The 23,639-nt window shown below is 57.8% G+C and carries 19 protein-coding genes; 13 read left to right on the top strand and 6 right to left on the bottom strand.

What is annotated here, in order from left to right; genetic code table 11:
* Positions 1–4 precede the first annotated feature (4 nt).
* The 5 genes from KP705_RS12330 to KP705_RS12310 all read left to right on the top strand — a co-directional run bounded on the left by KP705_RS12330 (position 5) and on the right by KP705_RS12310 (position 6,161).
* Positions 5–1,162, top strand: coding sequence for a phosphoserine transaminase (locus KP705_RS12330; protein ID WP_046900825.1), 1,158 nt, complete (start codon positions 5–7; stop codon positions 1,160–1,162).
* Positions 1,159–2,298: an ATP phosphoribosyltransferase regulatory subunit gene (locus tag KP705_RS12325; RefSeq protein WP_215764524.1), complete on the top strand. Its 1,140-nt coding sequence runs from the start codon at positions 1,159–1,161 to the stop codon at positions 2,296–2,298. Before KP705_RS12330 ends, KP705_RS12325 begins: the two co-directional genes overlap by 4 nt.
* A gap of 53 nt (positions 2,299–2,351) precedes the next feature.
* Positions 2,352–3,641, top strand: coding sequence for an adenylosuccinate synthase (locus tag KP705_RS12320; protein ID WP_064274773.1), 1,290 nt, complete (start codon positions 2,352–2,354; stop codon positions 3,639–3,641).
* A gap of 91 nt (positions 3,642–3,732) precedes the next feature.
* Positions 3,733–5,703, top strand: a complete 1,971-nt coding sequence (locus tag KP705_RS12315; RefSeq protein WP_215764523.1) for a protein kinase domain-containing protein — start codon at positions 3,733–3,735, stop codon at positions 5,701–5,703.
* Complete coding sequence (locus KP705_RS12310; protein WP_215764522.1) at positions 5,700–6,161, top strand: hypothetical protein; 462 nt, start codon at positions 5,700–5,702, stop codon at positions 6,159–6,161. Before KP705_RS12315 ends, KP705_RS12310 begins: the two co-directional genes overlap by 4 nt.
* 14 nt (positions 6,162–6,175) lie before the next feature.
* Here the strand turns inward: KP705_RS12310 and ftsY are convergent, their stop codons facing one another.
* The 3 genes from ftsY to dapF all read right to left on the bottom strand — a co-directional run bounded on the left by ftsY (position 6,176) and on the right by dapF (position 9,305).
* Positions 6,176–7,141, bottom strand: coding sequence for a signal recognition particle-docking protein FtsY (gene ftsY, locus KP705_RS12305; protein ID WP_046900830.1), 966 nt, complete (start codon positions 7,139–7,141; stop codon positions 6,176–6,178).
* Between the two features lie 188 nt (positions 7,142–7,329).
* Positions 7,330–8,535, bottom strand: coding sequence for a MiaB/RimO family radical SAM methylthiotransferase (locus KP705_RS12300; protein WP_046900831.1), 1,206 nt, complete (start codon positions 8,533–8,535; stop codon positions 7,330–7,332).
* Positions 8,532–9,305, bottom strand: a complete 774-nt coding sequence (gene dapF / locus KP705_RS12295; RefSeq protein ID WP_046901012.1) for a diaminopimelate epimerase — start codon at positions 9,303–9,305, stop codon at positions 8,532–8,534. Before dapF ends, KP705_RS12300 begins: the two co-directional genes overlap by 4 nt.
* Positions 9,306–9,390: 85 nt before the next feature.
* On the opposite strand from dapF, the gene KP705_RS12290 reads away from it, so the two are divergent.
* Both KP705_RS12290 and KP705_RS12285 read left to right on the top strand, forming a co-directional pair.
* Positions 9,391–10,041 (top strand): class I SAM-dependent methyltransferase, encoded by a 651-nt coding sequence (locus KP705_RS12290; protein ID WP_200898331.1) that lies wholly within the window; start codon positions 9,391–9,393, stop codon positions 10,039–10,041.
* Between the two features lie 124 nt (positions 10,042–10,165).
* Positions 10,166–11,989 carry a DEAD/DEAH box helicase gene (locus tag KP705_RS12285; RefSeq protein ID WP_215764553.1) on the top strand — a complete coding sequence of 608 codons (1,824 nt, stop codon included), beginning with the start codon at positions 10,166–10,168 and terminating at the stop codon, positions 11,987–11,989.
* 63 nt (positions 11,990–12,052) lie between these two features.
* Here KP705_RS12285 and KP705_RS12280 read toward each other — a convergent pair whose 3' ends face one another.
* Both KP705_RS12280 and KP705_RS12275 read right to left on the bottom strand, forming a co-directional pair.
* A complete protein-coding gene (locus KP705_RS12280; RefSeq protein ID WP_215764521.1) occupies positions 12,053–12,931 on the bottom strand; it encodes a PPK2 family polyphosphate kinase in 879 nt (292 codons plus the stop codon).
* Positions 12,921–13,676 carry an SDR family NAD(P)-dependent oxidoreductase gene (locus KP705_RS12275; protein WP_215764520.1) on the bottom strand — a complete coding sequence of 252 codons (756 nt, stop codon included), beginning with the start codon at positions 13,674–13,676 and terminating at the stop codon, positions 12,921–12,923. The genes KP705_RS12280 and KP705_RS12275 overlap by 11 nt, the downstream gene beginning before the upstream one ends.
* Before the next feature lie 70 nt (positions 13,677–13,746).
* Between KP705_RS12275 and KP705_RS12270 the strand changes: the two genes are divergently transcribed.
* From KP705_RS12270 to KP705_RS12255, 4 genes are all read left to right on the top strand, one after another.
* Complete coding sequence (locus KP705_RS12270) at positions 13,747–14,331, top strand: YqgE/AlgH family protein (protein WP_046900835.1); 585 nt, start codon at positions 13,747–13,749, stop codon at positions 14,329–14,331.
* A gap of 50 nt (positions 14,332–14,381) precedes the next feature.
* Complete coding sequence (gene grxB, locus KP705_RS12265) at positions 14,382–15,038, top strand: glutaredoxin 2 (RefSeq protein WP_046900836.1); 657 nt, start codon at positions 14,382–14,384, stop codon at positions 15,036–15,038.
* A gap of 124 nt (positions 15,039–15,162) precedes the next feature.
* Positions 15,163–16,554: a M20/M25/M40 family metallo-hydrolase gene (locus KP705_RS12260; RefSeq protein ID WP_215764519.1), complete on the top strand. Its 1,392-nt coding sequence runs from the start codon at positions 15,163–15,165 to the stop codon at positions 16,552–16,554.
* Positions 16,555–16,570: 16 nt separating this feature from the next.
* Positions 16,571–17,131 carry a hypothetical protein gene (locus tag KP705_RS12255; RefSeq protein ID WP_215764518.1) on the top strand — a complete coding sequence of 187 codons (561 nt, stop codon included), beginning with the start codon at positions 16,571–16,573 and terminating at the stop codon, positions 17,129–17,131.
* Here KP705_RS12255 and KP705_RS12250 read toward each other — a convergent pair.
* The gene (locus tag KP705_RS12250; protein WP_215764517.1) at positions 17,128–19,329 is read right to left on the bottom strand and encodes a S9 family peptidase; all 2,202 of its coding nucleotides are present in this window, start codon (positions 19,327–19,329) and stop codon (positions 17,128–17,130) included. The genes KP705_RS12255 and KP705_RS12250 overlap by 4 nt on opposite strands.
* Before the next feature lie 186 nt (positions 19,330–19,515).
* Between KP705_RS12250 and KP705_RS12245 the strand changes: the two genes are divergently transcribed.
* Both KP705_RS12245 and clpB read left to right on the top strand, forming a co-directional pair.
* A complete protein-coding gene (locus tag KP705_RS12245) occupies positions 19,516–20,595 on the top strand; it encodes an aldo/keto reductase (protein ID WP_064274815.1) in 1,080 nt (359 codons plus the stop codon).
* Positions 20,596–20,684: 89 nt separating this feature from the next.
* Positions 20,685–23,285 (top strand): ATP-dependent chaperone ClpB, encoded by a 2,601-nt coding sequence (gene clpB, locus KP705_RS12240; protein WP_203547778.1) that lies wholly within the window; start codon positions 20,685–20,687, stop codon positions 23,283–23,285.
* The last annotated feature ends 354 nt before the right edge of the window (positions 23,286–23,639 follow it).

Below are 23,639 nucleotides of genomic sequence, written 5' to 3'. Positions count from 1 at the left end.
GAGCATGTCCAAGCCGACTGTCAGACCTTCCCGCCCGTTCTTTTCCTCTGGTCCGTGCGCAAAACGCCCTGGCTGGTCCCTCTCGGCTCTGGATCAGGCCCTGCTGGGACGGTCACATCGTGCCCCTGAAGGCCGTGCGCGCCTGAAGGAAGTCATTACCCGCTCGAAAAATATCCTAGGCATTCCCGCAGACTGGCGTCTGGCAGTTGTTCCGGCTTCGGATACCGGTGCGGTTGAGATGATTCTCTGGGCCATCGCCGGTGAGCGCGGCATGGATGTGCTGTCTTTTGAAAGTTTTTCCGGAACATGGGCGCAGGATCTGCGGGACGTTCTGAAAATCGAAGATCTCCGCGTACTGGACGCTCCTTACGGAGAGCTTCCGGATCTGGCGGCTGTGGACTGGTCCCGCGATGTCGTTTTGACCTGGAACGGTACAACGTCAGGCGTTCGCATTCCGAATGCAGAGGCTATTCCCGTCGAGCATGACGGTTTGATCATCTGCGATGCAACATCCGCTGCTTTTGCGATGGACCTTCCGTGGGATCGTCTGGATGTTGTCACGTGGTCCTGGCAGAAGGCTCTCGGCGGTGAAGCGGCTCATGGCATGGTGGCCATCAGCCCCCGTGCTGCCGCTCGTCTGACAGAGGCCTCCCCACGTCCGCTGCCCAAGATTTTTCGTCTGACGGGAAAGAAGGGTCTGCTGGAGGCTGTGTTCGAAGGAGATACCATCAACACGCCCTCCATGCTGTGCGTCGAAGACGCGCTGGATGGTTTGCGGTGGGCAGAGTCTGCGGGTGGTCTCCCTGCTCTCAAGGCGCGCTCGCAAGCCAGTCTGGCCATCGTAGCGGAATGGGTGGAAAAGACGGATTGGGTGTCCTTTCTTGCGTCCGATCCTGCAACGCGGTCCTGCACGTCAATCTGCCTCAAAATCGTAGCACCCTGGTTCGAGGCCCTGTCGCCTGAAGCCCGGGCCAAGGCCGTCAAGCACCTGACCGGGCTGGTCGCACAGGAAGGTGCAGGCTATGACCTCGCGTCTTATCGAGACGCCCCTGCTGGTTTGCGGATCTGGGGAGGAGCCACCGTTGATGCAGCGGATATTCAGGCTCTCCTTCCGTGGCTGGACTGGGCGTATGAGTGCACGCGCGAGGAGTTTGCTGCATGAGCCTGTATTCCGAGACCCCAAGCGCTGCCCTTCTGCCGTCTGGCTTCTCTGACCTTCTCCCGGGTGAAGCCGAAGCTGAGGCGCGGGGTATTGCCTGCGTCATGGAAGCCTTTTCCCGGCATGGTTATGAACGTGTACGTCCGCCGATGCTGGAGTTTGAAACCTCCCTGCTGAATGGTTCAGGCGGTGCGCTCTCCACTCAGACGTTTCGTCTGATGGATCCAAGCTCTCATCGTATGATGGCCCTGCGGCCAGACATGACGACGCAGATTGCCCGTATCGCCAGCGTCCGCCTTCAGGATGCACCGCGCCCGCTGCGTCTCTCTTATTCCGGAAGCTGTATTGTCATCGGCACGCCAGGACGTGAAGCTGACCGTCAGGTTTCCCAGGCTGGTATCGAACTGATTGGTCCGGATTCCGCACAGGCTGATGCTGAAGTGGTGGCGCTGGGCGCCAGAGCACTTGAGGAACTGGGCATCAAGGGTGTGTCCTTCGATCTCTCGATGCCAGCTCTGGCTCTGGGCCTGATCGAGACTGCTATTCCTGAAGCGGACCGTGAAGATCTGATTCAGGCGCTGAACCGCAAGGATGCAGCGTCTGTTGCTGAACTTGGCGGCTCAATCGCCGACACTCTGGCGGTCATGCTTCAGGCCGCAGGCCCTGCCAGTCGCGCGCTTGATCTGCTCGCCTCTCTCGACTTTCCGGCGTCCGTCCGTCCGCATTTCGAGCGTCTGGTTGCCTCCGTTGCCGCTATTCGCGAGCGCGCACCGTCCCTGCGTCTGACGGTAGATCCCGTGGATTTCCGCGGATGGCAGTATCATACCGGGCTATGCATCACTGTCTTTTCCACCACCTCGCGTGAAGAGCTGGGTCGTGGTGGACGGTATATTGCGGGTCAGGAGCCAGCCTGTGGTTTGACGTTGCGTCCGCAGGCGCTGTTGCGTGCGGCTCCTGTGCCGCCGTCCCGTCCGCGGTGCTATGTGCCCGTTCGGTTGGAGAATGAGGCCATGGCAGCCCTCCATGCTCAAGGTTTTGCGACGGTTTCTGCACTTGAAGTAGATGCAGAGCCTGATGCCGAAGCGCGCCATCTGCGCTGCACCCATGTCTGGCGGAATGGCGCAGCGCACGCGCTCTGACCCCCAGTTTTTTCTAATTTCTGCTCTGCATACCAAGTCGAGGAAGCCAGCTCATGTCCAACGTCACCGTGATCGGAACCCAGTGGGGGGACGAGGGTAAAGGCAAGATCGTGGACTGGCTTGCCAGCCGCGCTGATATCGTTGTCCGTTTCCAGGGTGGTCACAACGCCGGTCATACGCTGGTTGTCGGCGATCAGGTCTACAAGCTGTCACTACTGCCATCGGGTCTCGTGCGTGGCCAGATTGGCGTGATCGGCAATGGCGTTGTCATTGATCCGAAGGCGCTGATGTCTGAAATTGACCGCGTAACGGCGCAGGGCCTGAAGGTCACGCCGGAAACGCTGTGGATTGCTGAGAATGCTCCGCTGATCCTGCCGGTACATGGTGCGCTGGATCGTGCGCGTGAAGCTGCTCGTGGGGATCGCAAGATCGGCACAACCGGCCGCGGTATCGGCCCGGCTTATGAAGACAAGGTTGCCCGTCGCGCCATTCGCGTCTGTGATCTGGCCGAGCCCGATACGCTGGACTGGAAGCTGGACGAAGTGCTTCTGCATCATAACACGCTGCTGGCGGGTCTGGGTGCTGAGACCTTCACGAAGGAAGAACTCAAGGACTTCCTGACGGAATTCACACCGCGTCTGATGTCTTTCGCATGCCCGGTCTGGGATCGTCTGGACGAAGCGCGTCGTGCTGGCCGTCGTATCCTGTTTGAAGGTGCACAGGCCGTTATGCTGGACGTCGATCACGGCACCTATCCGTTCGTGACGAGCTCCAACACGGTTGCTGCGGTTGCTGCGTCTGGCAGTGGCGTCAGCCCGTCTTCCATCGGCTTCGTTCTGGGTATTGCCAAGGCCTACACAACCCGCGTGGGCGAAGGTCCGTTCCCGAGCGAACTGTTCGATGATGTTGGCCGGACGATCGGTGAGCGTGGTCATGAGTTCGGCACCGTTACTGGCCGTCCGCGTCGTTGTGGCTGGTTCGACGCGGTCATGCTGCGCCGTGCAGCCCGCGTTGGTGGCGTCACGGGTATTGCTCTGACGAAGCTGGACGTGCTGGACGGTCTGGAAGAAATTTCGATCTGCGTTGGCTATGAGCTGGACGGCAAGAAGATCGATACCTTCCCATCCGCTCCGGGTGCACAGGCGCGTGTGAAGCCAATTTATGAGACAATGCCAGGCTGGCAGGAAACCACAGCGGGCGCCCGTTCCTGGGGTGAGCTGCCGGCACAGGCCATCAAGTATGTTCGTCGCATTGAAGAGCTGATTGAAGCTCCGGTTACGCTGCTGTCCACCAGCCCGGAGCGGGATGACACGATCCTGATGCGTGACCCGTTCGAAGACTGAGTTTTTTCTGAACGGGAAACCGCCTGTCCGTTAACGAAGCCTCAATTCCTGTCCGGCATAGAGTGTCAGACAGGAATTTGATGGAACGGACATGGATTACACTCAGGGAGATGACCGCCCCGAACTGCTGATCGCAGACCGTTACCTGGTGAATACGAGCCAGAAACAACCTGACCTCAGCGGCTGTCCTGCCTGGGTGGCTCAGGATATTACAGCCACAGGTTCAACCTGGCTGGCTCTGGCACCGTCCATGCCATCTCCTCATTTCTCCGATCTTATGTTTTTCCGACATGAGAGTGTTATCGGCCTGCATGCCCATGAATATCATGCAGGCTCGCTCTGGGTGCTATGTCCGCACCCTCCCGGACCGTCCCTGAAAGACAATCTGGGTGTCTGGTCTGAAAGCCAGATCATTGATGGGGTTATACGCCCTATTGCCGATGCTCTTGAGAAGCTTTCCTCCATGGGGCTGACCTGTCGTGGGATCCGGCCAGATAATCTGTTTGTTGGGCAGGGGCTGCATCAGGTGGTCGTTGGCCCGCTTGGGGTTGCCTGTAACGCAGAAGCGCAGCCTGTCCTGTTCGAGCCTTTGTCTTCCGCAGTCTGTCATCCAACGGCGCGGGGAGGCGGGACAATTGCCTGCGACATCTTCTCATTGGGAGTACTGGTTCTTTCCCTTTGCATCGGGGAAGTGCCCCTGAGGGGCCTGTCAGATAACGAAATTCTGCAACGACGTTTTGAAGTGGGGTCTGCCGAGGCCTACATGCAGGGGCATAACGTTCCTGCAGGTCTGGTCTCTCTTCTGGAAGCCATGCTTTCAGACAGGCCCGAAAACAGACCTTCTCCCAATGACCTTATAACCATTGCGCCGAGCAAGCTGTTTTCAATCCGGCCCGATATTCCCGCGCGCTCGCCTCTGGTCATTGGCGGTGTGGAGGTCAGAACACCACAGGCACTGGCATGGTATGCCGGGACATATCCCAATGAGTTCCTGTCTCTGCTTCAGCGAAAAATTGTCAGCCAATGGTTACATCGAGAGCTGGAGTTGTCGGTCATGTCCAGCCTGATCGAACAGGCTGGAATTGCGTTTTTGCCATCTAGCGGAAACAAAGCCGTAGATCCGACGACAATGGTTGTGACACGGGCCATTGCCATTCTGGACCCCGCAGCTCCAATGTTCTGGGCCGGACATTGGTTCTGGCCATCCGCCATTCCTCATATGCTGGCATGTGCCGAGGCCGGACGGTTTCCGCCTGAAGAGCAGCGCAATATCCGTGGGATAGCCGGCTTCCTGATGACGAGCCCAGAAGTGTTTGATGTTCCTTCGCTGCCCGCATTGCAGGCAAAGCAGATCAATGATCTCGCGACTGATGCCCGCCGAACGGGTGCAAAGGGAATGGAGCAGATCCGTCGTGTACCTTACGATGTGAATGTCTATCAGCCCTGTCTGTCTTCTCGTTGCCTGAAAGAACGGATCTCGTTGTCGGCAGGTCTGTTGCAATGGCTGGATCGGCACGTTTCGGAACAGGAGCTTTCTGCCGACGACCTGGGGCGTTCAGGCTTTCTGGACGATCAGATGCGGACTTTTCTGGAAAGTCATTGCGCGCGCCAGGGGATCATCCCACTTGCGCAGTCCCAGAAAGCGGGTCTTCCGTCCTGGCTTTCGGATCTGACATTGATGGCTGCGGCCCAACGCCGTTTCGACAAGACGCCCCTCAGTACTGTGGCAAAGCGGGCGCTTTCCTTGCTGGAAAACGAGCTTAAGCAATGGCGAAGCAAAACGACGAGAGCAAAGCGTCGTGCCCGGCTTTTTCAGCTGGCCGAAACGGGAAATCTTACGAAGTTTCTTGATAACGTCACTGACCCAGCCGGCTTGCAGCATGATCGCAAGTTGGCTCGACAGGCTGAAGCAGAGATTGCCCATCTTGAGAAAGTTCTCGAAGAGGAGCCTGTCCGCAAAGCTGTCCATGAAAAACAGGCTCGCAATGCTGGGGAGTTCTTCTCACTCTTGATCGGGATTGCTGTCGCGATGACCAGTATCTGGCTGGAGTTCTGTGAATGACCCGCCAGTCAGTGCGATCGCGCGTGACAGAGGCCAGTTTCAAATGGTGGCATGGCCTCATCCTTGGGCTGCTTTTGGCATATGTGCCGGGCAGTCTGCTTGTGGGCGGTGTTCTGCTGCTGCCGCTGATCGTGCTCCGGTTCATCGATCCGGATGCTGATCGGCAGCGGATCATGATCGTTCTGTTTTATCTGGGGGCTGTCATGGTTCATCCCTTGAGGGAAGCATGGTTGTCGCATGGGGATTGGGAGGCCTGCACCCAGCAAATTATGCAGCCAATGCTGCTTGTGATGGACTGGATGGCCGTTGGTGTGGCGTGGCTGGTCGCTGAAGCGTCTGCCATTGGTGCCAGACTTTGGTATGCGGATTATGTTCGCAGAGAGCGCAGGGCCATCGAAAAGAAGATCGACGCCCTGCGAGAGGAATGGCTGACTTCAGACGGTGAGAGACAGCCCTGAAAGGGCTGGTTTTTTCAATCTTCCGGGGTTTCTTCTTCTGAGGGGCTCTCGACAAGCCGGGAGGCAAGATCTCCCGTAGCTCCACCCACAAGACCGCGCGCATAATCCTGAGCTGAGAACGGGCGCAGGTCCTCGGCCTGTTCGCCGACCCCGACCATGTGCACGGGTAATTTGAACTGTTCTGCAAGTGCGACCACAATTCCACCGCGGGCAGAGCCGTCCAGTTTGGTCACGATCAGGCCTGTCACGTTCACCAGCTCACGGAACACCCGCACCTGCTCAATGGCGTTCTGACCGGTCGTTGCGTCCAGCACCAGCAATACGGAATGTGGAGCGGTGGGATCAAACTTCTGCATGACGCGGATGATCTTGGCCAGCTCTTCCATGAGCGCGCCCTTATTATGCAGGCGGCCGGCCGTATCGATGAAGAGAAGGTCTTTGCCTTCTTCCGTGGCGCGTTTGATGCCGTCATAGGCGAGGCCGGCAGCATCTGCTCCGTGTTTTCCCGCAATAACGGGCACATCTGAGCGTTGCCCCCAGACCTGAAGCTGTTCGACAGCCGCAGCACGGAAGGTATCTCCCGCCACGAGCATGACGGATTTGCCTTCTTCGCTGTAATGACGGGCCATTTTGCCGATGGTTGTGGTCTTGCCTACACCGTTGACGCCCACCACGAGAACGACATGTGGCTTCTTCTTCGGATCAGGTTCAAACGGGATCGCAACGGGCTCCAGAACCCGCGCAATCTCTTCGGCCAGGGCATCGCGAATTTCGTCACTTGTGACGTCCTTGCCAAAACGGGAGCTGCGAAAGCTCTCGATGACACGCTCTGCTACGACAGGCCCCAGATCTGCCGCGATCAGTTCGTCTTCGAGTTCTTCAAGAGCGGCATCGTCCAGCTTGCGATGCGTGAACACAGCTCCGAGACGTGAGCTCGAGCGTGAAAGACCCTGTTTGAGTCGTGAGAAAAATCCAGCCATTTACGGGAGTTCGGACAGGTCAGGCCTAACGTCAAGTCTGTAGCGTCGATTTCCTGAAGGCAAACGCGCCGCAGGGTGTTTGTTACAGATCTTAATTGTGCGATCTGACACTCTCTTCGGGGCAGGATCGCGCCGCAGGTCTTCTTCTGGAATTTGTTTCCGACCAGATTCGTTATAATAGCCAATTTCTAAGCGAGGGTACGTCCCAGCAGATGCCCTTCTGATACACCTTGGATAGCAAGCGGAATGATGCTGCCTCGAGGCGGAGGGGAGGCGTTGTCTGCTAGGCGGACAGCAGCAAACTCGGGAGAATGGCCCCGGTCTGGTGTTTCGATCAGGACGTCTACAGTCTTGCCAATGAACCTTTCAAGGAAGGTATCGCGATTGGCCTCGCCGACTGCACGAAGGCGGGCTGCTCTGTCCTGGCGCTCTCCGTTAGGAACCGCAGGCATTCGGGCGGCGGGCGTGCCGGGGCGTTCGCTGTAGGGAAAGACATGCAGGAACGGGATAGCCTGCTCTTCGATGAAGGAGAGGGTTTCGTTGAAAAGCGTGTCTGTTTCTGTCGGGAAGCCCGCGATGAGATCTGCACCAACACCAATGTTCGGGCGTAAGGCGCGAGCATGTTGGAGCATGGACGCGACCTGCGTGGTGGTGTGTCGGCGTTTCATGCGCTTGAGGATGAGATCAGAACCAGCTTGAAGAGACAGATGCAGATGTGGCATCAGGCGGGGCTCGTTTTCCAGAAGCCACCAGAGGTCCCGATCTCCCGTTTCCGGATCAAGAATGACAGGGTCGATGGACGACAGGCGCAGACGTTCGATGGCGGGAACGTCCTGCAGGAGCGTCCGGCACATCCGGCCCAGACCTTCGCCATCTGTGCCTTGCCATGAAGCAATATCAACACCTGTGAGAACGATTTCACGATGCCCTGCCTCAGTCAGGGCGCGGGCTCTCGAAATAGCTTCCGTTGTGGGGGTAGAGCGGGAGTCTCCCCGGCCATAGGGGATGATGCAGAACGTGCAGCGATGATCGCATCCCTGTTGGACCTGAAGCAGAGCACGGGCATGCCGTGATGGTGGAAGGCCGGGCTTGCTGTCACCCCATGTGGTGGGCTTGAGCTTGTCAGCGTTGGGCACAACCCGCACCACGCCGGGTAGCTCCATCCAGCGTTTGGCGTCAATTTCCGACGCGCAGCCTGTCACGACTATTTTTGCATCCGGGCGCTCGCGGTGAGCGCGGCGGATGGCCTGCCTCGCCTGTCGCTCTGCTGTGGTCGTGACGGCGCATGTATTGACGATGATGGTGTCATCCTGCCCACGGGCGTGATGCGCCATGCCGTCGCTCTCATGCGCGTTGAGACGGCAGCCGAATGTCAGGACAGAAGGGGCAGTCACGGAAGCTTGCCATGGAAAACGGTTGTGGCCGGTCCGGTCATCAGGACGTCCCCATTTTCCTGCCAGGTGATTTCCAGGTCTCCACCGTCCATGGTCACGAGGCAGGTCCGGTCTGCCAAGCCTCGACGTACGGCGTTCACCACGGCAGCGCAGGCTCCAGAGCCGCAAGCCAGTGTTAAACCCGCACCGCGTTCCCAGACGCGCAGACGCATGTGACCGGGGGTGATGAGATCTGCAAATCCGATATTGGCGCGCTGCGGGAAGAGCGGAGACTTCTCGAGAGAAGGGCCGAGGTCTTCTGCGCGCGATACGTCGCCGAAAACCGTTGCATGAGGATTTCCCATGGAGCAGGCGGCTGCATCATGCAGGGGCAGGTGAAGTGTGTCGCAATCCTTGGACAGCGGCACGTCCTGCCAGCCAATCCGGGGAGCACCCATGTTCACCGTGATGCGATCGCCATCCTGTGACGTAAGGAGCAGTCCGGCCCGGGTCTGGAGAACGGGATTGTTACCAACGAGACTGGCAACACACCGCGATGCATTCCCGCAGGCGCCGGATTCCGACCCATCAGCATTGAAGAAACGGACCAGAACATCCGCACCTTCCAAGGTTGGGGCAGAGAGCAGGACGAGCTGGTCGCAGCCGATGCCGAAGCGTCTGTCGCACAGGTGCCGGATGGTGGCTTCGTCAAGGGCGGGGTCGGTTTCGCGGCCATCAATGACGATGAAATCATTGCCCAGGCCGTGCATCTTGGTGAAAGAAAGGGTCATGATGGTGCCTCCCATAGAGCATCCTGCGGGTTGACGCACGAGGAACATACCCTCATTTCGACAGGTCAGTCAGGAGGAGATGGACATGAGCGGCACGGAACAGGTTGAAGGTTTTCACGCAGCAGCGTTTACGCGCGTCAATAATGAACCGGATACGATCTTCTATGCGCAGCGTCTTCCGGATTCGCTGATGGACATGGGGGCCCGCACGGCGGTTGCGGCACTTTACCAGACCTCTCTTCCTGTTGGAGGCACGGTTCTGGATCTGATGGCAGGATCGCTCAGCCATTACCCGGAAGAGGCCCGGTTTCAGGACGCCATCGGACTGGGAGCGTCCAAGGCTGCGCTGGACGCCAATCCTGTGCTGACGACACGGATCGTACAGGACCTGAACGCAGATCCCATACTGCCATTCGAAGACGACACAATCGACGCCATAACGCTGTGTGACGGGGTGGCATACCTGACGCAGCCGTTGAAAGTCCTGACGGAAGCCCTCCGTGTTCTGAAGGAAGGGGCTCCTCTGATTGTCACATTCTCAGATCAGTTTCATCAGCAGAAAGCTGTTGCAATGTGGCAGGCTCTGGAGCCAGAAGACCGCGCACGTCTTGTCAGTGTTCTTCTTTCGAAGGCTGGTTTTGGGGAACTCGACACAGGTGAAGTCGTTCCTCCGGAAGATCTGACGGCGTGGCGTGACACGGTTCGGGCGGTTGTCGGGCGGAAGCCCAGAGGCTGATTTTGCCTGATTCGCAGGTTCGGATGCGTTACTTCTGGCATTTATGCTCGGAAGTCTTTATGCAGCGGCATCCCAGCCGCCGCTTTTTGCCGTCGGCGTGACGTTTGCCGAGTGTTCATTAAATATGCCTTTCCCCGATACTCATCCTGCCCTTCTGCGCGCCCTGACGGCGCGTGGCTACGAACAGCCCACTCCCGTTCAGGAAGCAGTTCTGCAGCCAGGGCTGGAGGATCGTGATCTTCTGGTTTCCGCCCAGACGGGTTCAGGCAAGACCGTAGCTTTTGGTCTGGCTATTGCGCCGACGCTGCTTGGTGAGGCTGATCGCCTCCCGCCGTCGCCACAGCCGCTGGCTCTGGTTATTGCCCCGACGCGTGAACTGGCCCTTCAGGTCCAGTCCGAACTTGAGTGGCTCTATGCCGAGACCGGCGCTCGTATCGCGAGCTGCATTGGTGGCACGGATGCCCGCCGTGAAGCCCGCGACCTCAGCCGTGGCGCCCACATCGTTGTGGGAACGCCAGGCCGCCTTTGTGATCATCAGTCCCGTGGTTCGCTTGACCTGTCCGGTCTGCGCTGCGTCATTCTCGACGAAGCTGACGAAATGCTGGACATGGGCTTCCGTGACGAGCTCGAGCAGCTTTTGGATGCGTCCCCATCCGAGCGTCGCACCCTACTGTTCTCGGCAACAATTGCGCGCGAAATCGCGTCTCTTGCCAAGCGCTTCCAGAAAGATGCCAAGCGCATCGATACGGTTTCCGGCGCCAAGCAGCATTCTGACATCACCTATCGCTGTGTCGTGACGGCTCCGCAGGAAATCGAGCGTTCCCTCGTGAATGTTCTGCGTTTCTACGAAAGCCCGACGGCTATGGTGTTCTGCAACACCCGTATGATGGTCGGTCAGGTGCAGGCAGCTCTGCTGGAGCGTGGCTTTGCGTCCGTCGCTATCTCCGGTGAAATGGGCCAGAACGAGCGTAGCCGTGCAATTGAGAGCCTGCGCTCCGGTCAGGCTCGCGTCTGTGTCGCGACTGACGTTGCTGCCCGTGGCATTGACGTGCCAGCGCTGAACCTCGTGATTCATGCCAGCATCCCGACGGCGTCTGAAACCCTGCTGCACCGTTCTGGCCGTACAGGTCGTGCGGGTCGGAAGGGCACCAGTGTGCTGATGGTGCCGATGAACCAGCGTCGTCGCGCTGAGCGTCTTCTGGCCATGGCACGGGTCAATGCTGAGTGGGAAGCCGTTCCTACGGCTGACGCGATTGCCGCTCAGGACACGAAGCGTCTTCTGGACGATCCGATCCTCGCCAACGCCTCGGAAGATACGACGGATGAGCTGGTTCTGAAGCTGGCTGAAACCTACGACGCGAAGAAGCTCGCAGCAGCGCTGGTGCAGATGTACCGTGCTCGCCTGCCGAACGTTGAGCAGATCCGTGCGATGTCTGTTGAGGCTCCACAGAGCCGTGGCGATCGTCCGGAACGCGCACCGCGCGAAGAGCGCATTGTGTCGGGCGAGTGGTTCAAGATGAGCGTCGGCCGCACGGAGCGCGCTGATCCGAAGTGGCTGATCCCGCTGATCTGCCGTCTTGGTAACGTTCAGAAGCGTGACATCGGCAGCATCCGCATCGAGCAGGATCAGACTTATTTCCAGATCACGGATGAGAGCGTCGAGCGCTTCAAGTCCTGTGTGGCTGGTGCTGAGCCTGACGAAGTGACGATCGAGCCGTCTGCTGAGCCTGCCGGTGGCAGCAGCTATGGTTCCCGTGGGCGTAACCCGGGCGAAGGCAAGCGCTTTGGTCGGTCCGGCGGTGGTGCTGGTGGCGGCTTCAAGGGCGGCCCGCGCGGTGGCGGTGCTGGCGGCGGTTACAAGGGCCGTGGCGGTTCCGGTTTCGGTCGTCCGAAGCCGGGCGCTGGTGGCTCATCAGGTGAAGGTGCGAGCCGCAAGCGTCGTTCCTGATTTCTGATTTCACGTCAGAACTGAAAACCCCCGCCGGAGTGATCCGGCGGGGGTTTTTCTTTATTATGTCCTGGAAGACCCTTCTGCGAGAAGGGCATCACGGGCGGCCCTCAATGTGTCAGAGAGCTTTTCTTCGGGTACTTTAAGGTGAAGTTTTTCCATGGTTTCCAGCAGGGCCTCGGCGACCATCAAGCGGGCTGCCCATTTATGGTCAGCCGGGATGATGTGCCAGGGGGCTTCCGGAGTGGACGTTGCCTGAATGACAGCCTCGTAAGCTTTGGTGTAATCCGGCCACTTCTCACGCTCGGCTAGATCCGACGGAGAAAATTTCCAGCGCTTCTCGGGTTGGGTCAGGCGTTTGAGAATGCGTTTCTTCTGCTCATCCGCAGAGATATGCAGAAAGAGCTTTAGAATGATGACGTTCTGGTGCGTCAGGTAGCTTTCGAAGTGCCGGATGTCTGCCAGTCTCCGGTCCCAGAAGCCGGGCTCATCCGGGTTGAGGCCGCGTGCTCTGACGATGTCCGGATGGACACGTGCGATCAGAACATCCTCATAGTGGCTGCGATTGAAAACCGCGATTTCGCCACGGGCTGGCGCCATCAGATGGACGCGCCAGAGGTCATCGCGCTTTTCCGCGGCACCAGCGGGTGTCTTGAAGGATGTGACGTGAAAGCCCTGTGGGTTCAGACCGGAAAAGGCATGGCGGATAGCGCCATCCTTTCCTGCCGTATCCATCCCTTGCAGCACGACCAGAATACCGTGGGACCCATGGGCCGCCAGACGCCCCTGCAGAATAGCCATCCGGTCCACGCAGTCCCGGATGCGGGTATGGGCACTTTTCTTGTCGTGCCCAATCCGGTCATCAGTTCTGAAGTCGGTCAGTTTGAACTTCGTGCCGTCCGTAATTGTCAGGCGCGAGGGAATACCGCTTTCAGCCAACATGACGGTTCACCGCAAGGCCACCAGAAGCCTGACAGACAGGCATGATCTCCATTGTGTTAACGTTCATGTGCCATGGCAGCCCCACGAGCCAGGAGACTGTTTCTGCAATGTCCTGCGGTGTCAGGGGCGTGGTGTCTTTGTAGACAGCGGCTGCCTTGTCGTCGTCCTTGAGGCGAACAGAGCTGAATTCGCTTCCGCCACACAGACCTGGTTCAATATCCGTGACGCGGATGCGCTTGCCTAGAAGATCCGTTCGCAGGTTCTGGCTGAACTGCCGCACGAACGCCTTCGTGGCGCCATAAACATTGCCGCCAGCGTAGGGGTAGAGGCCCGCAGTGCTGCCGAGCATGATGACATATCCGGAGTTGCGCTCGACCATTCCGGGCAGCAGTGCGTGGGTCATTTCCACCAGACCGGAGACGTTGGTGGCGATCATCGTTTCCCAGTTATCGATCTTGGCTTCCTGTGCTGGCTCCATACCGAGCGCTAGGCCCGCGTTGTTGACCAGAACGTCCACGGTTCGCCAGTTTTCCGGCAGGCTGCCTGGCAGTGCGCGGAGTGCGTCACGGTCCGTCATGTCCAGAGGGAAGGGGAGAAGATTGTCTCCGAGTTCGGCTTTCAGGGCCTCAAGACGTTCTGCCCGTCTTCCTGTGGCGATGACGCGATGGCCATCCTGTACGAGGCGTGTGGCGATGGCGTGTCCGAAGCCGGCAGTGGCACCGGTCACAAGAACGGTAAGGGACATGAAGACCTCCATAAAACTCTCGACATGGGAACGCTTGCAAAGAGGCACGAGATGCACCCATTTGTAGAGAATGAAGAAAACACTCGCCGGACAGAATGACAACCTGACAGGCATGCTCCTGGTTGCGGCGCCGCAACTGGCGGAGACAGTCTTCGCCCAGAGCGTGATCTATCTCTGTGCTCACTCCCCCGAAGACGGGGCGATGGGGCTGATTATCAACCGTCGTCTGGCCCAGCCGGGTTTGGATGATCTTTTTGCGCAACTCGGAATCGAGCCTAACCCTCCGGAACGCCGGATTGCCGTCTGTATGGGTGGCCCCGTCGATCATTCACATGGGTTTGTTCTGCATTCGACAGACTGGAACGGAGAGGGCAGCCTGGGCGTCAATGATCAGGCGACGTTGACGGCCAGTCTGGATGTGCTGCGGGAGCTTGCTGCGGGGCAGGGCCCCAAGCGGGCGTTGATGGCTATTGGCCATGCGTCTTGGGCACCGGGTCAGCTTGAAGAAGAGATCCTGAGGGATAGTTCATGGCTGGTTGCGCCGGCCAGCGATGAGATTGTCTTTGGCATGGATCATTCGAAAAAATGGGGAAAGGCACTGGCGGCCATCAACATTGATCCGCTGCTGCTCTCCTCCGCGATGGGTGAAGCCTGACCGATTTATTCGGAGCAACGACTTTTGACAGACATGAGGATTTTCAGATCATGAATCAGACAACCCGTATCCTTCACGTTTATGAGCACTGCCCGTTCTGCGTGAAGGCCATGATGATTTTTGGCCTGAAAAACATCCCGTTCGAAAAGCGTATTTTCCTGAATGACGACGAAGCTGGCCCGATCAGTATGGTTGGGAGAAAGGTTGTCCCGATTCTGGAGGAGAACGGTCGATACATGCCGGAGAGCATGGATATCGTCTCCCATATTGATGGAGTTGGCGCGCCGGTTCTGAACGGACCGGTTCGCGAGGACATTGCAGACTGGCTGCGTGCAAGCAGCAAGGCCACGTATCGGCTCTTCCTGCCGCGCGCAGTTTGCGCACCCTTGCCTGAATTCGCGACAACGTCTTCCCGGGCGGGCTTTATTCGTCGCAAGGAAGAATCTACGGGCCCGTTCTGGGAAATTCTGGCAGATGGCTCAAAGGAAATTGCAGAGCTGAACGCATTGCTGGAAGAGCTCGAGCCTCTGATCCAGTCTCCAGAAGCCGTGAATGGCACGCTTTCCACAGACGATATCCATCTGTTTGCTCAGCTTCACAGCATGTCACTCATCAAAGGGCTGCGTTACCCGCTCGGGGTTGAGGCTTACCGTCAGACCATGTCTGAAAAATCCGGCGTGAGCCTGCTGGATGGGTTCGCGGCCTGACGGAAGGCCATTGCAGGACATTTTGAAACCGTCTCGTCGGATGGATGGAAATGTCCTGCAACGCTCCGGCTAGGCATCCACTGTCCGTATGGTTACGATTTCGCATCTGATGCAGGAGAAGACGATGCGGAATACGATTGGCGCAGGATTGTTACTGGCCCTGATGAGCGGGAGCGCGCTTGCTGCAGCTCCCCAGCATCATGACGCCGCAACTCAGGCCCTGAACCTTGCAGAGCAAGCCATCGCCCTGCGATCGGTCGCGGGGCCTGCCAACCAGACACCACAGGTCGCCGCCCTTTTCCGGGATGCTCTGGTTAAGGGAGGTTTTGCGCCTGCGGATGTGACGATCACGCCCTACAAGGATACGGCGTATCTGATTGCCCGTTGGCCCGGCCGTGATTCGTCTCTCAAGCCGCTGGTGATTTCCGGCCATATGGATGTGGTTGAAGCCAAGGCATCTGACTGGACGCATGATCCTTTCAAACCACAGATTGAAAATGGCTATCTGCTCGGCCGTGGCTCAACGGACATGAAGCTGGATGATACACTGGCTATTTCTGCTCTGTTGGAGCTGAAAAAAGAAGGGTACGTGCCCCGCCGGGATATCATCATCGAGTTCTCGGGAGATGAAGAGACGACGATGGCAACTGGCGCCATCATCGCTGACAGGTTGTCCAATGCCGAACTTGTTCTGAACATGGACGGGGCTAATGGCACGTTGGATGAAAAGACGGGGAAGCCAGATTATTTCACATGGGAAGGTGCGGAAAAAACCTACGCTGATTTCCGTCTGACCGTGACGAACCCCGGTGGTCACTCTTCGGAGCCGAGATCCGTCAATGCCATTGATGAGCTGAGTGCCGATCTTCTGCGGTTCCAGCAACATCGCTTCAAACCGGAAGTGAATGACCTGAGCCGTAGTTTCTTTGTCAACGCGGCCCGCTGGCAGAAGCCTGATATTGCGGCTGCCATGAAGGCGTTCGCAGCCAATCCAGCCGATGAAAAGGCTATTACCACGCTATCGGCTGACCCGTCCTTTGTGGGGCGGATTGGCACAACCTGTGTGGTCACGATGATTGAAGGTGGTCATGCGCTCAATGCGCTTCCGCAGCGGGCGACGGCTAATATCAATTGTCGCATCTTTCCAGGGCACTCCAGGGCTTCGATCATGGCTGAACTGCGCGACGCGGCGCAGGACCCGGGTATGAAGATTGAAGACGCGACAGAAGGGTCTGTTGAAACTGCTGCATCTCCCATGCGGCCTGATGTGGTGCATGCGATTGATGCCGCTATTCATGCGGTTTATCCGGGAGTGCCGGTCTTTTCAGCCATGTCATCCGGAGCGAGCGACAGCATGTGGTTCCGCTCTCATGGTGTTCCCAGCTATGGCATCAGCCCGATCTTCATCAAGAATTCAGACTCTTTCATGCATGGACTGAATGAACGGACGCCGGTTTCCGCCGTTGGTCCGGCAATGGACGCGCTTCTGGTTTTGATTCCGGAGCTGTCTCACTAAGAGGGAAGCTTTGTAGATGCGGAGTGTTGCTGTCTGTTTGGGCGTGGTTCTGGCGGGAGCGACAATGGCTCATGCTGCGATGGGGCGCTCCGCTCTTGAACAGAATCAGCTTTCCGGGCGGTACAGTACGCATTTCCAAAACGGTGACGTGTCGGGTGATACCTATTGGAGCGACAATGTTCTGGAGGTTGTGCCCGTCAGTGCAGAGGCGGCCTATCTTCGAATAGAAACACAGTTCTTCAATGGGCACATGTGTTCCCTGTCAGGCATCGGCCGCATGGAGGGAGAGGCTCTGGTGTATCAGGAACCACCCTTCATGGCAGGCGAGAAGCCCTGTCGCCTGACGCTTCGCCGGACTGGGAAAGATGTTGTTTTACAGGATGCTGACAGTGCTTGTCGGGTTGGGCATTGTGGCGCGCGAGGATCGTTTAATGGGCAGACCTTCCCACTCTCCAGCCATCGCGCCATTACCTATATGCCCAGGCTCAAAGCATCGCGGCAATATCAGGCCGCGTTGAAAGCCTGGGCTGCCTCTCCGAAACATTCGGATCGTGCGGCCCAGGCAGATCAACCTTAGGGCTTTAAAGCGTCACTCAGGAACTCTGCACGGCGCTGGCTTACGCGCGCGCGCAAGAGTGGATCAGACAGCATATGCGTGCCGGGGAGCAGAAGGAGATCGTAAGGTTTCCCGGCTTTCAGAAGGGCCTGTGTAAGCTTCATGGTATTTTCGAAGTACACGTTGTCGTCTGTCAGGCCATGCATGACCAGAAGGGGACGTTTCAGGCCGTCCGCATAGGTTAGGACGTTGCTTTTGCGATATCCTTCCGGGTCGTTCTGCGGGGTGTTCAGGTAGCGTTCGGTATAGGCGGTGTCGTAATCGGCGAAATCGACAGGGGGTGCACCTGCAACGCCGACTTTGAAGACGTCCGGACGGCGGATGGTGGCCATTGCCGTGAAGTAGCCCCCGAAAGACCAGCCATAAACACCCACCCGTGACAGATCGAGTTCAGGGTAGGTTTTGCCCAGCCCCTGCAAGCCATCGATCTGGTCCTGAAGGGGAGCATCGATCAGGTTGCCTTTGATGGCACGCTCAAAGTCATGATCCCGGCCCGGAGTGCCGCGTCCATCCAGCGTGACAACGACATAGCCCTGATTGGCGAGGCACTGGTCTTCCAGAAAGCTCGACGGTGTATCGTGCACCAGCTTTACGCCGGGGCCGCCATAGACGGACAGCACGACCGGATAGTAATGGCCCTTCTGGAAATGCTCTGGCCGGATGATTGCGGCATCGAGTTGTCGTTCCCCAGCCGTCGTGAACTGGACGTGGACGGGAAGGTGAGGGGGCTGCGCAATACCCGGGAGGCTGGCGAGTATTTTCCCTTTGGCGTCCCGCAGAAGAGTGCGCCGACTTCCGTCTGCGGCGACAAAAGCATCGACCAGAAGGCGATGGGTGCCATTGGTGAAATGGACATTGTGGATGCCCGGCTCCGTGATGAACGGAGTGATCTTGCCGTCTGCGAGTGAAATCCGGACGACCTCGTTATCAATTCGGTTCGGGCGTACCGTCACGACAACGCTGTTGCTGTCAGCGTCGTAATCATTGAACGCGACATACGGCATGGTATCGGGCGTCAGAACCCGCTTCAGGGACCCGTCTGCGGCGTGATGTTCAAGCTGCCATGTCTTTCCGCGCTCCGAGGCCCAAAGGAAACCCTGTTGGCCGTTCAACACGACGGGTAAGGCATTGCTGCCACCGGCGTCGCGCGGATCAAGATTGAGCCACGTCTTGTCGCTTTCTGCAAGGAGGAGCGTTGTTTTGCCTGTCGCTGAATCAACAGACAGAACCTGTTCCTGCGTCTGTTCCCGGTTGAGCAGAACAAGGAACAGGCCACCGTTTTTCCGCCAGACCGCACGCGCCATGTAGGGCCATGCTTCATGATCCCAGCCAATCCAGCGAACGTCTCCGCCTTTGATGCTGGTGAGACCAAAACGTGTTCGTGCATTGGGCGTGCCAGCCCGCGGGTAACGGAACTCAACAGGGGCCGCCTGCGGCGTCTCTGGATTGGTGATGTAATGTTTTTCGACGTTGTCTGAATCGGCTTCTTCGAACAGCACGGTCTGACTGTCTGGAGACCACCAGGCGCCATCCGGGCGCTCCAGTTCTTCTGCTGCGGCAAATTCGGCCAACCCATTGGTGAGCGTTTCTGTGCCTGTAGTGGTCAGACGTGTTTCGGCGCCCGTTACCAGATTGACCGCGTAGAGGTCATTGTCCCGCACTGCGGCAATGGTCTGTCCGTCCGGGGAAAGGCGGGGCGCGATCCAGTTGCCATCAACGGAAGATACCCGGCCGTCATCAGCGGCAATGCGGATGAGGCGTCCACCCTGAGATGCCAGGATCGTGCCGCCATCTTCGCTCATCTGATAGTCGGTGATGCCAGACATGGACTGACGGGCCCGCTCTCGCCGGGCTTTCTCCTCAACGGACAAGTGCTCTGGACCAGCTTCCGGGGCTGCAAGTTCATGCAGCGAGTGGTCAGGCAGATCGTAGCGGAACAGATGCAGGCGTGTGTCGAACGGGCCAGAACGCAGGAAGAGAACCGAATGTCCATCCGGTGTCACTTCTGATCGTGTGGGTAGACCCAGCGTTCCGTTCCGAGTTTTGGCAAGATCGAGCATGCATGATGCAGGTTCGGAGGCCATGGCCGGTAAGGCGGGAAGCAGGGAAGACAGGAACGCGCAGGACAGCAGGGCTCTGCGGAGACGGAATGACGGCATGGCGGCTCCGGGACAGGAAAAGTTTTGACATCAATCATGGACTGACCTGTCGTTCCTGAACAGAGTGCACGAGCATGAGAAGTCGCCTTGCTCACGATGATGAGAGCGGGGCCGATTTTACCGGGACTGATCCACCGTTGAGGTGTTGTGTGTCATGGTCTGTCTCAGAAGAGGAACCTGATGGATATGCAGTATCGTCAGCTAGGTCGCTCTGGCCTGAAAATTTCCGCACTCAATTTTGGCTCTGTGACGTTCGGAGGGCAGGGCGATTTCGCTTCCACCGGTAATGTTGACGTCTCAGAGGCCACACGAATGGTGGATCTCTGCGTCGAGCATGGCGTCAACATGTTTGATACAGCCGATGGTTATTCGGGTGGAGAGGCCGAAGAAATCCTTGGCCGTGTTCTGAAAGGCAGAAGCCGGGAACTGCTTGTGACCAGCAAAGTCCGGTTTCCGACGGGCAAAGGCCCGAACGAAGAGGGTCTGTCGCGGCATCATATTCTGAATGCCTGTGATGACAGCCTGCGTCGTTTAGGGCGAGACCATATCGATCTTTATTACCTGCATGAATGGGATGGTCTGACGCCGGTTGAAGAGACGCTGGAGGCACTTCAGACGCTTCGGGATCAGGGCAAGATCCGCTATGCGGGACTTTCCAATTTTGCTGGCTGGCAGGCCATGAAGCTTCTGTCTGCCGCGGAGCGGGACCGTCTCATTACGCCGGTCTCCGAACAGATCTATTATTCTCTGGAAGCACGGGATGCGGAATATGAGCTTCTGCCACTCGCTGTGGATCAAGGACTGGGCGTTCAGATCTGGAGCCCGCTGGCCTGTGGGCTGCTGACGGGCAAATATCGTCGCGGGAAAACGGCGCCTGCGGATAGCCGCCGTATTTCGGGTTGGCCGGAACCGGAAGTCCGCAATATCGAAAAACTCTACGATACGGTCGAAGTGTTGGTGGAGATCGCAGAGGAACACGATGTCTCGCCTGCGCGCGTTGCGCTGGCATGGTTGCTGCACAAACCGGGTGTGACGTCCGTAGTGATTGGAGCCCGTAAGGAAACCCAGTTGCTGGATAATCTGGCTGCGGCATCATTGCGTCTGACAAAGGCACAGGTCGCACGGCTTGACGATGTCAGTGCGCCGGATCTGATTTATCCTTACTGGCACCAGCAGCGGAATGCGTTTGGCAGGTTGTCAGAGGCCGACATGGTCTTGCACGGGCCAGCGAAACGTCATCGGGATGCCCTTGAAACAAAAAAATGAGTGCCTAAATATTCATCACCGGTCGTCGCCTTCGGGGGCGACCGAGACACCATATGCTGCCGATACGGGGCATGAGAGGACATATTAGAATGGACATTCAGAAATTCACTGAGCGGAGCCAGGGTTTCCTTCAGGCCGCACAGACTATTGCCCTTCGAGACTACCATCAGCAGTTGACGCCGGAGCATCTGCTCAAGGCCCTGCTGGATGATGATCAGGGTGCCGCATCCGGCCTTATTCGGGCTGCGGGTGGTGATCCAAAAGTTGTTCAGGCTGCCAATGATGCAGCACTTGCCAAACTTCCAAAGGTTCAGGGCGGCGGTGCAGGTCAGCCCCAAGCCACTCCTGATTTCGTCAGACTGCTGGACTCCGCTGAAGCCGCTGCAAAAGCCGCGGGTGACAGCCACGTTGCGCAGGATCGTCTGCTCGTGGCCATTGCTGCGAGCGGATCTGCCGCGGGTAAAGCGCTGGTTGAAGGAAAGGCCGATGCCTCTGCGCTGGAACGTGCCGTTGCACAGATCCGCAAAGGGCGGACAGTGACCAGCGCATCTGCCGAGAATACGTTTGACGCGCTGAAGAAGTATGCGCGTGACGTTACGGCGATTGCACAGGCTGGCAAGCTCGATCCGGTGATTGGCCGTGATGAGGAAATCCGGCGCACGATTCAGGTTCTGGCCCGCCGCAGCAAAAACAATCCGGTTCTGATTGGTGAGCCAGGCGTTGGTAAGACCGCAATCGTTGAAGGTCTGGCGTTGCGTATCGTTAATGGCGATGTGCCAGAAGCGCTCCGAAACAAGAGACTGATGTCTCTCGACATGGGCGCCCTGATTGCAGGTGCGAAATTCCGTGGTGAGTTTGAAGAGCGTCTGAAGGCAGTTCTCAAAGAAGTTGAGACGGCCGAAGGCGAGGTCATTCTCTTTATTGACGAGATGCACACGCTGGTGGGCGCTGGCCGTTCCGACGGTGCGATGGATGCGTCCAATCTTATCAAACCGGAACTTGCTCGCGGGACGCTGCACTGCATTGGCGCGACGACACTCGATGAGTACCGCAAGTACATCGAGAAAGACGCCGCGCTTGCCCGTCGTTTCCAGCCTGTTTTCGTCGGTGAGCCATCTGTTGCGGATACGATCTCTATTCTGCGTGGCATCAAGGAGAAGTATGAACTTCACCATGGTGTGCGCATCACGGATAACGCCATCGTCTCTGCTGCAACGCTTTCCAACCGTTACATCACGGATCGCTTCCTGCCGGATAAGGCCATTGATCTGATTGACGAGGCGGCCAGCCGTTTGCGGATGCAGATTGACAGCAAGCCTGAAGCTCTGGACGAACTCGATCGCCGTATTATTCAGCTGAAGATCGAGCGTGAAGCCATCCGTAAGGAAGACGACACGGCGTCCAAGGATCGTCTGCAGGCTCTTGAGGCCGAACTGGCTGATCTGGAAGAGCAGTCCGATGCGATGGGTGCCGAGTGGCACGCCGAAAAGGATCGCGTGAACGCCATTCAGAAGCTGAAGGAGCAGCTGGATACAGCACGCTCCGATGTGGATGTGGCGCAGCGTCAGGGGAATCTCGCGAAGGCTTCCGAGCTGATGTACGGCCTGATTCCAAACCTGGAAGCTCAAATTGCCAAGGCGCAGGAAGAGGAAGACGCAGCATCCAAATCTGGTTTGTTCGCAGATAGCGTCACGGATCAGGGTATTGCATCGGTTGTCTCTCGCTGGACGGGTATTCCGGTAGATCGGATGCTCGAAGGCGAGCGCGCCAAGCTCATGCGGATGGAAGATACGCTGCGTGAGCGTGTGGTCGGGCAGGAGCAGGCACTTGTGGCTGTCTCCAATGCCGTTCGTCGTGCCCGGGCAGGGCTTCAGGATCCGAACCGCCCGATTGGGTCGTTCCTGTTCCTTGGTCCAACGGGTGTGGGCAAGACCGAGTTGACGAAGGCTCTGGCCCAGTTCCTGTTCGATGACGAGAAGGCCCTGCTGCGGATCGACATGAGTGAATTCATGGAGAAGCATGCGGTGTCGCGCTTGATTGGTGCACCTCCGGGGTATGTCGGGTACGACGAAGGTGGTGTTCTGACAGAAGCTGTGCGTCGTCGTCCTTATCAGGTCATCCTGTTTGATGAGGTGGAGAAGGCCCATGAGGACATCTTCAACATCCTTCTTCAGGTGCTCGACGATGGCCGTCTGACGGATGGGCAGGGGCGTGTTGTGGACTTCCGCAATACGATCATCGTTCTGACGAGTAACCTTGGTTCAGATGTGCTGGCCAATCAGGAAGATGGTGAATCGCCGGAACTGGTGCAGGCGCAGGTCATGCAGGTGGTGCGCAATCACTTCCGGCCGGAATTCCTGAACCGTCTGGATGAGATCATCCTGTTCTCCCGTCTGCAACGCGCGGATATGGGACGGATTGTCGACATCCAGCTGGGTCGCCTGCGTCAGCTTCTTGAAGATCGCAAGATCACATTGGATCTGGATCAGAAGGGGACCGAGTGGCTGGCCGAAGCAGGATATGATCCAGTGTATGGCGCCCGTCCGCTGAAGAGGGTGATCCAGCGTAGCCTTCAGAACCCTCTGGCAGGACTTCTGCTGGATGGGACTATCCGGGATGGCGACACCATTACCGTCTCTGCGGACGACAAGGGCCTGACGATTAACGGTCGTTCGTCCTCCGCAGACTGATTGTCGCGGGAAACCGGGACTTTCGAAGAAAGCGCCAGATTTTTCTGGCGTTTTTTTTGATTTTTTTAGTTTTGTTTTGTGAATGGAAAATGTGTGTAAGGGGGAAAAGTTCAGGAAATCTGTGGGTTAGTGTTGTGGATAAGTGTTGTGTGATGATTGTTTGACAGTGATGGGTGGTGGCCGTATAAGCCCGTTCACCGACACGGCGGGGCCTTCTTCGAGGGTCTGGCGGGGTTGGTTGAGATGCTGATCTTTGAAAATTGAATATGGAATTGGAAGGGATATGTTGGCGGCGTTTTGGTGCTGCTGGTTTTGGGATTATTTTCCTGAGACCTGAGTGTCGAAGTGTTAGAC

It is taken from the genome of Gluconobacter sp. P1D12_c, assembly GCF_018812105.1.
Classification (GTDB): domain Bacteria; phylum Pseudomonadota; class Alphaproteobacteria; order Acetobacterales; family Acetobacteraceae; genus Gluconobacter; species Gluconobacter oxydans_A.
Note: the sequence above shows the minus strand (reverse complement) of the source record. Positions and strands in the feature narration are given on the sequence as shown.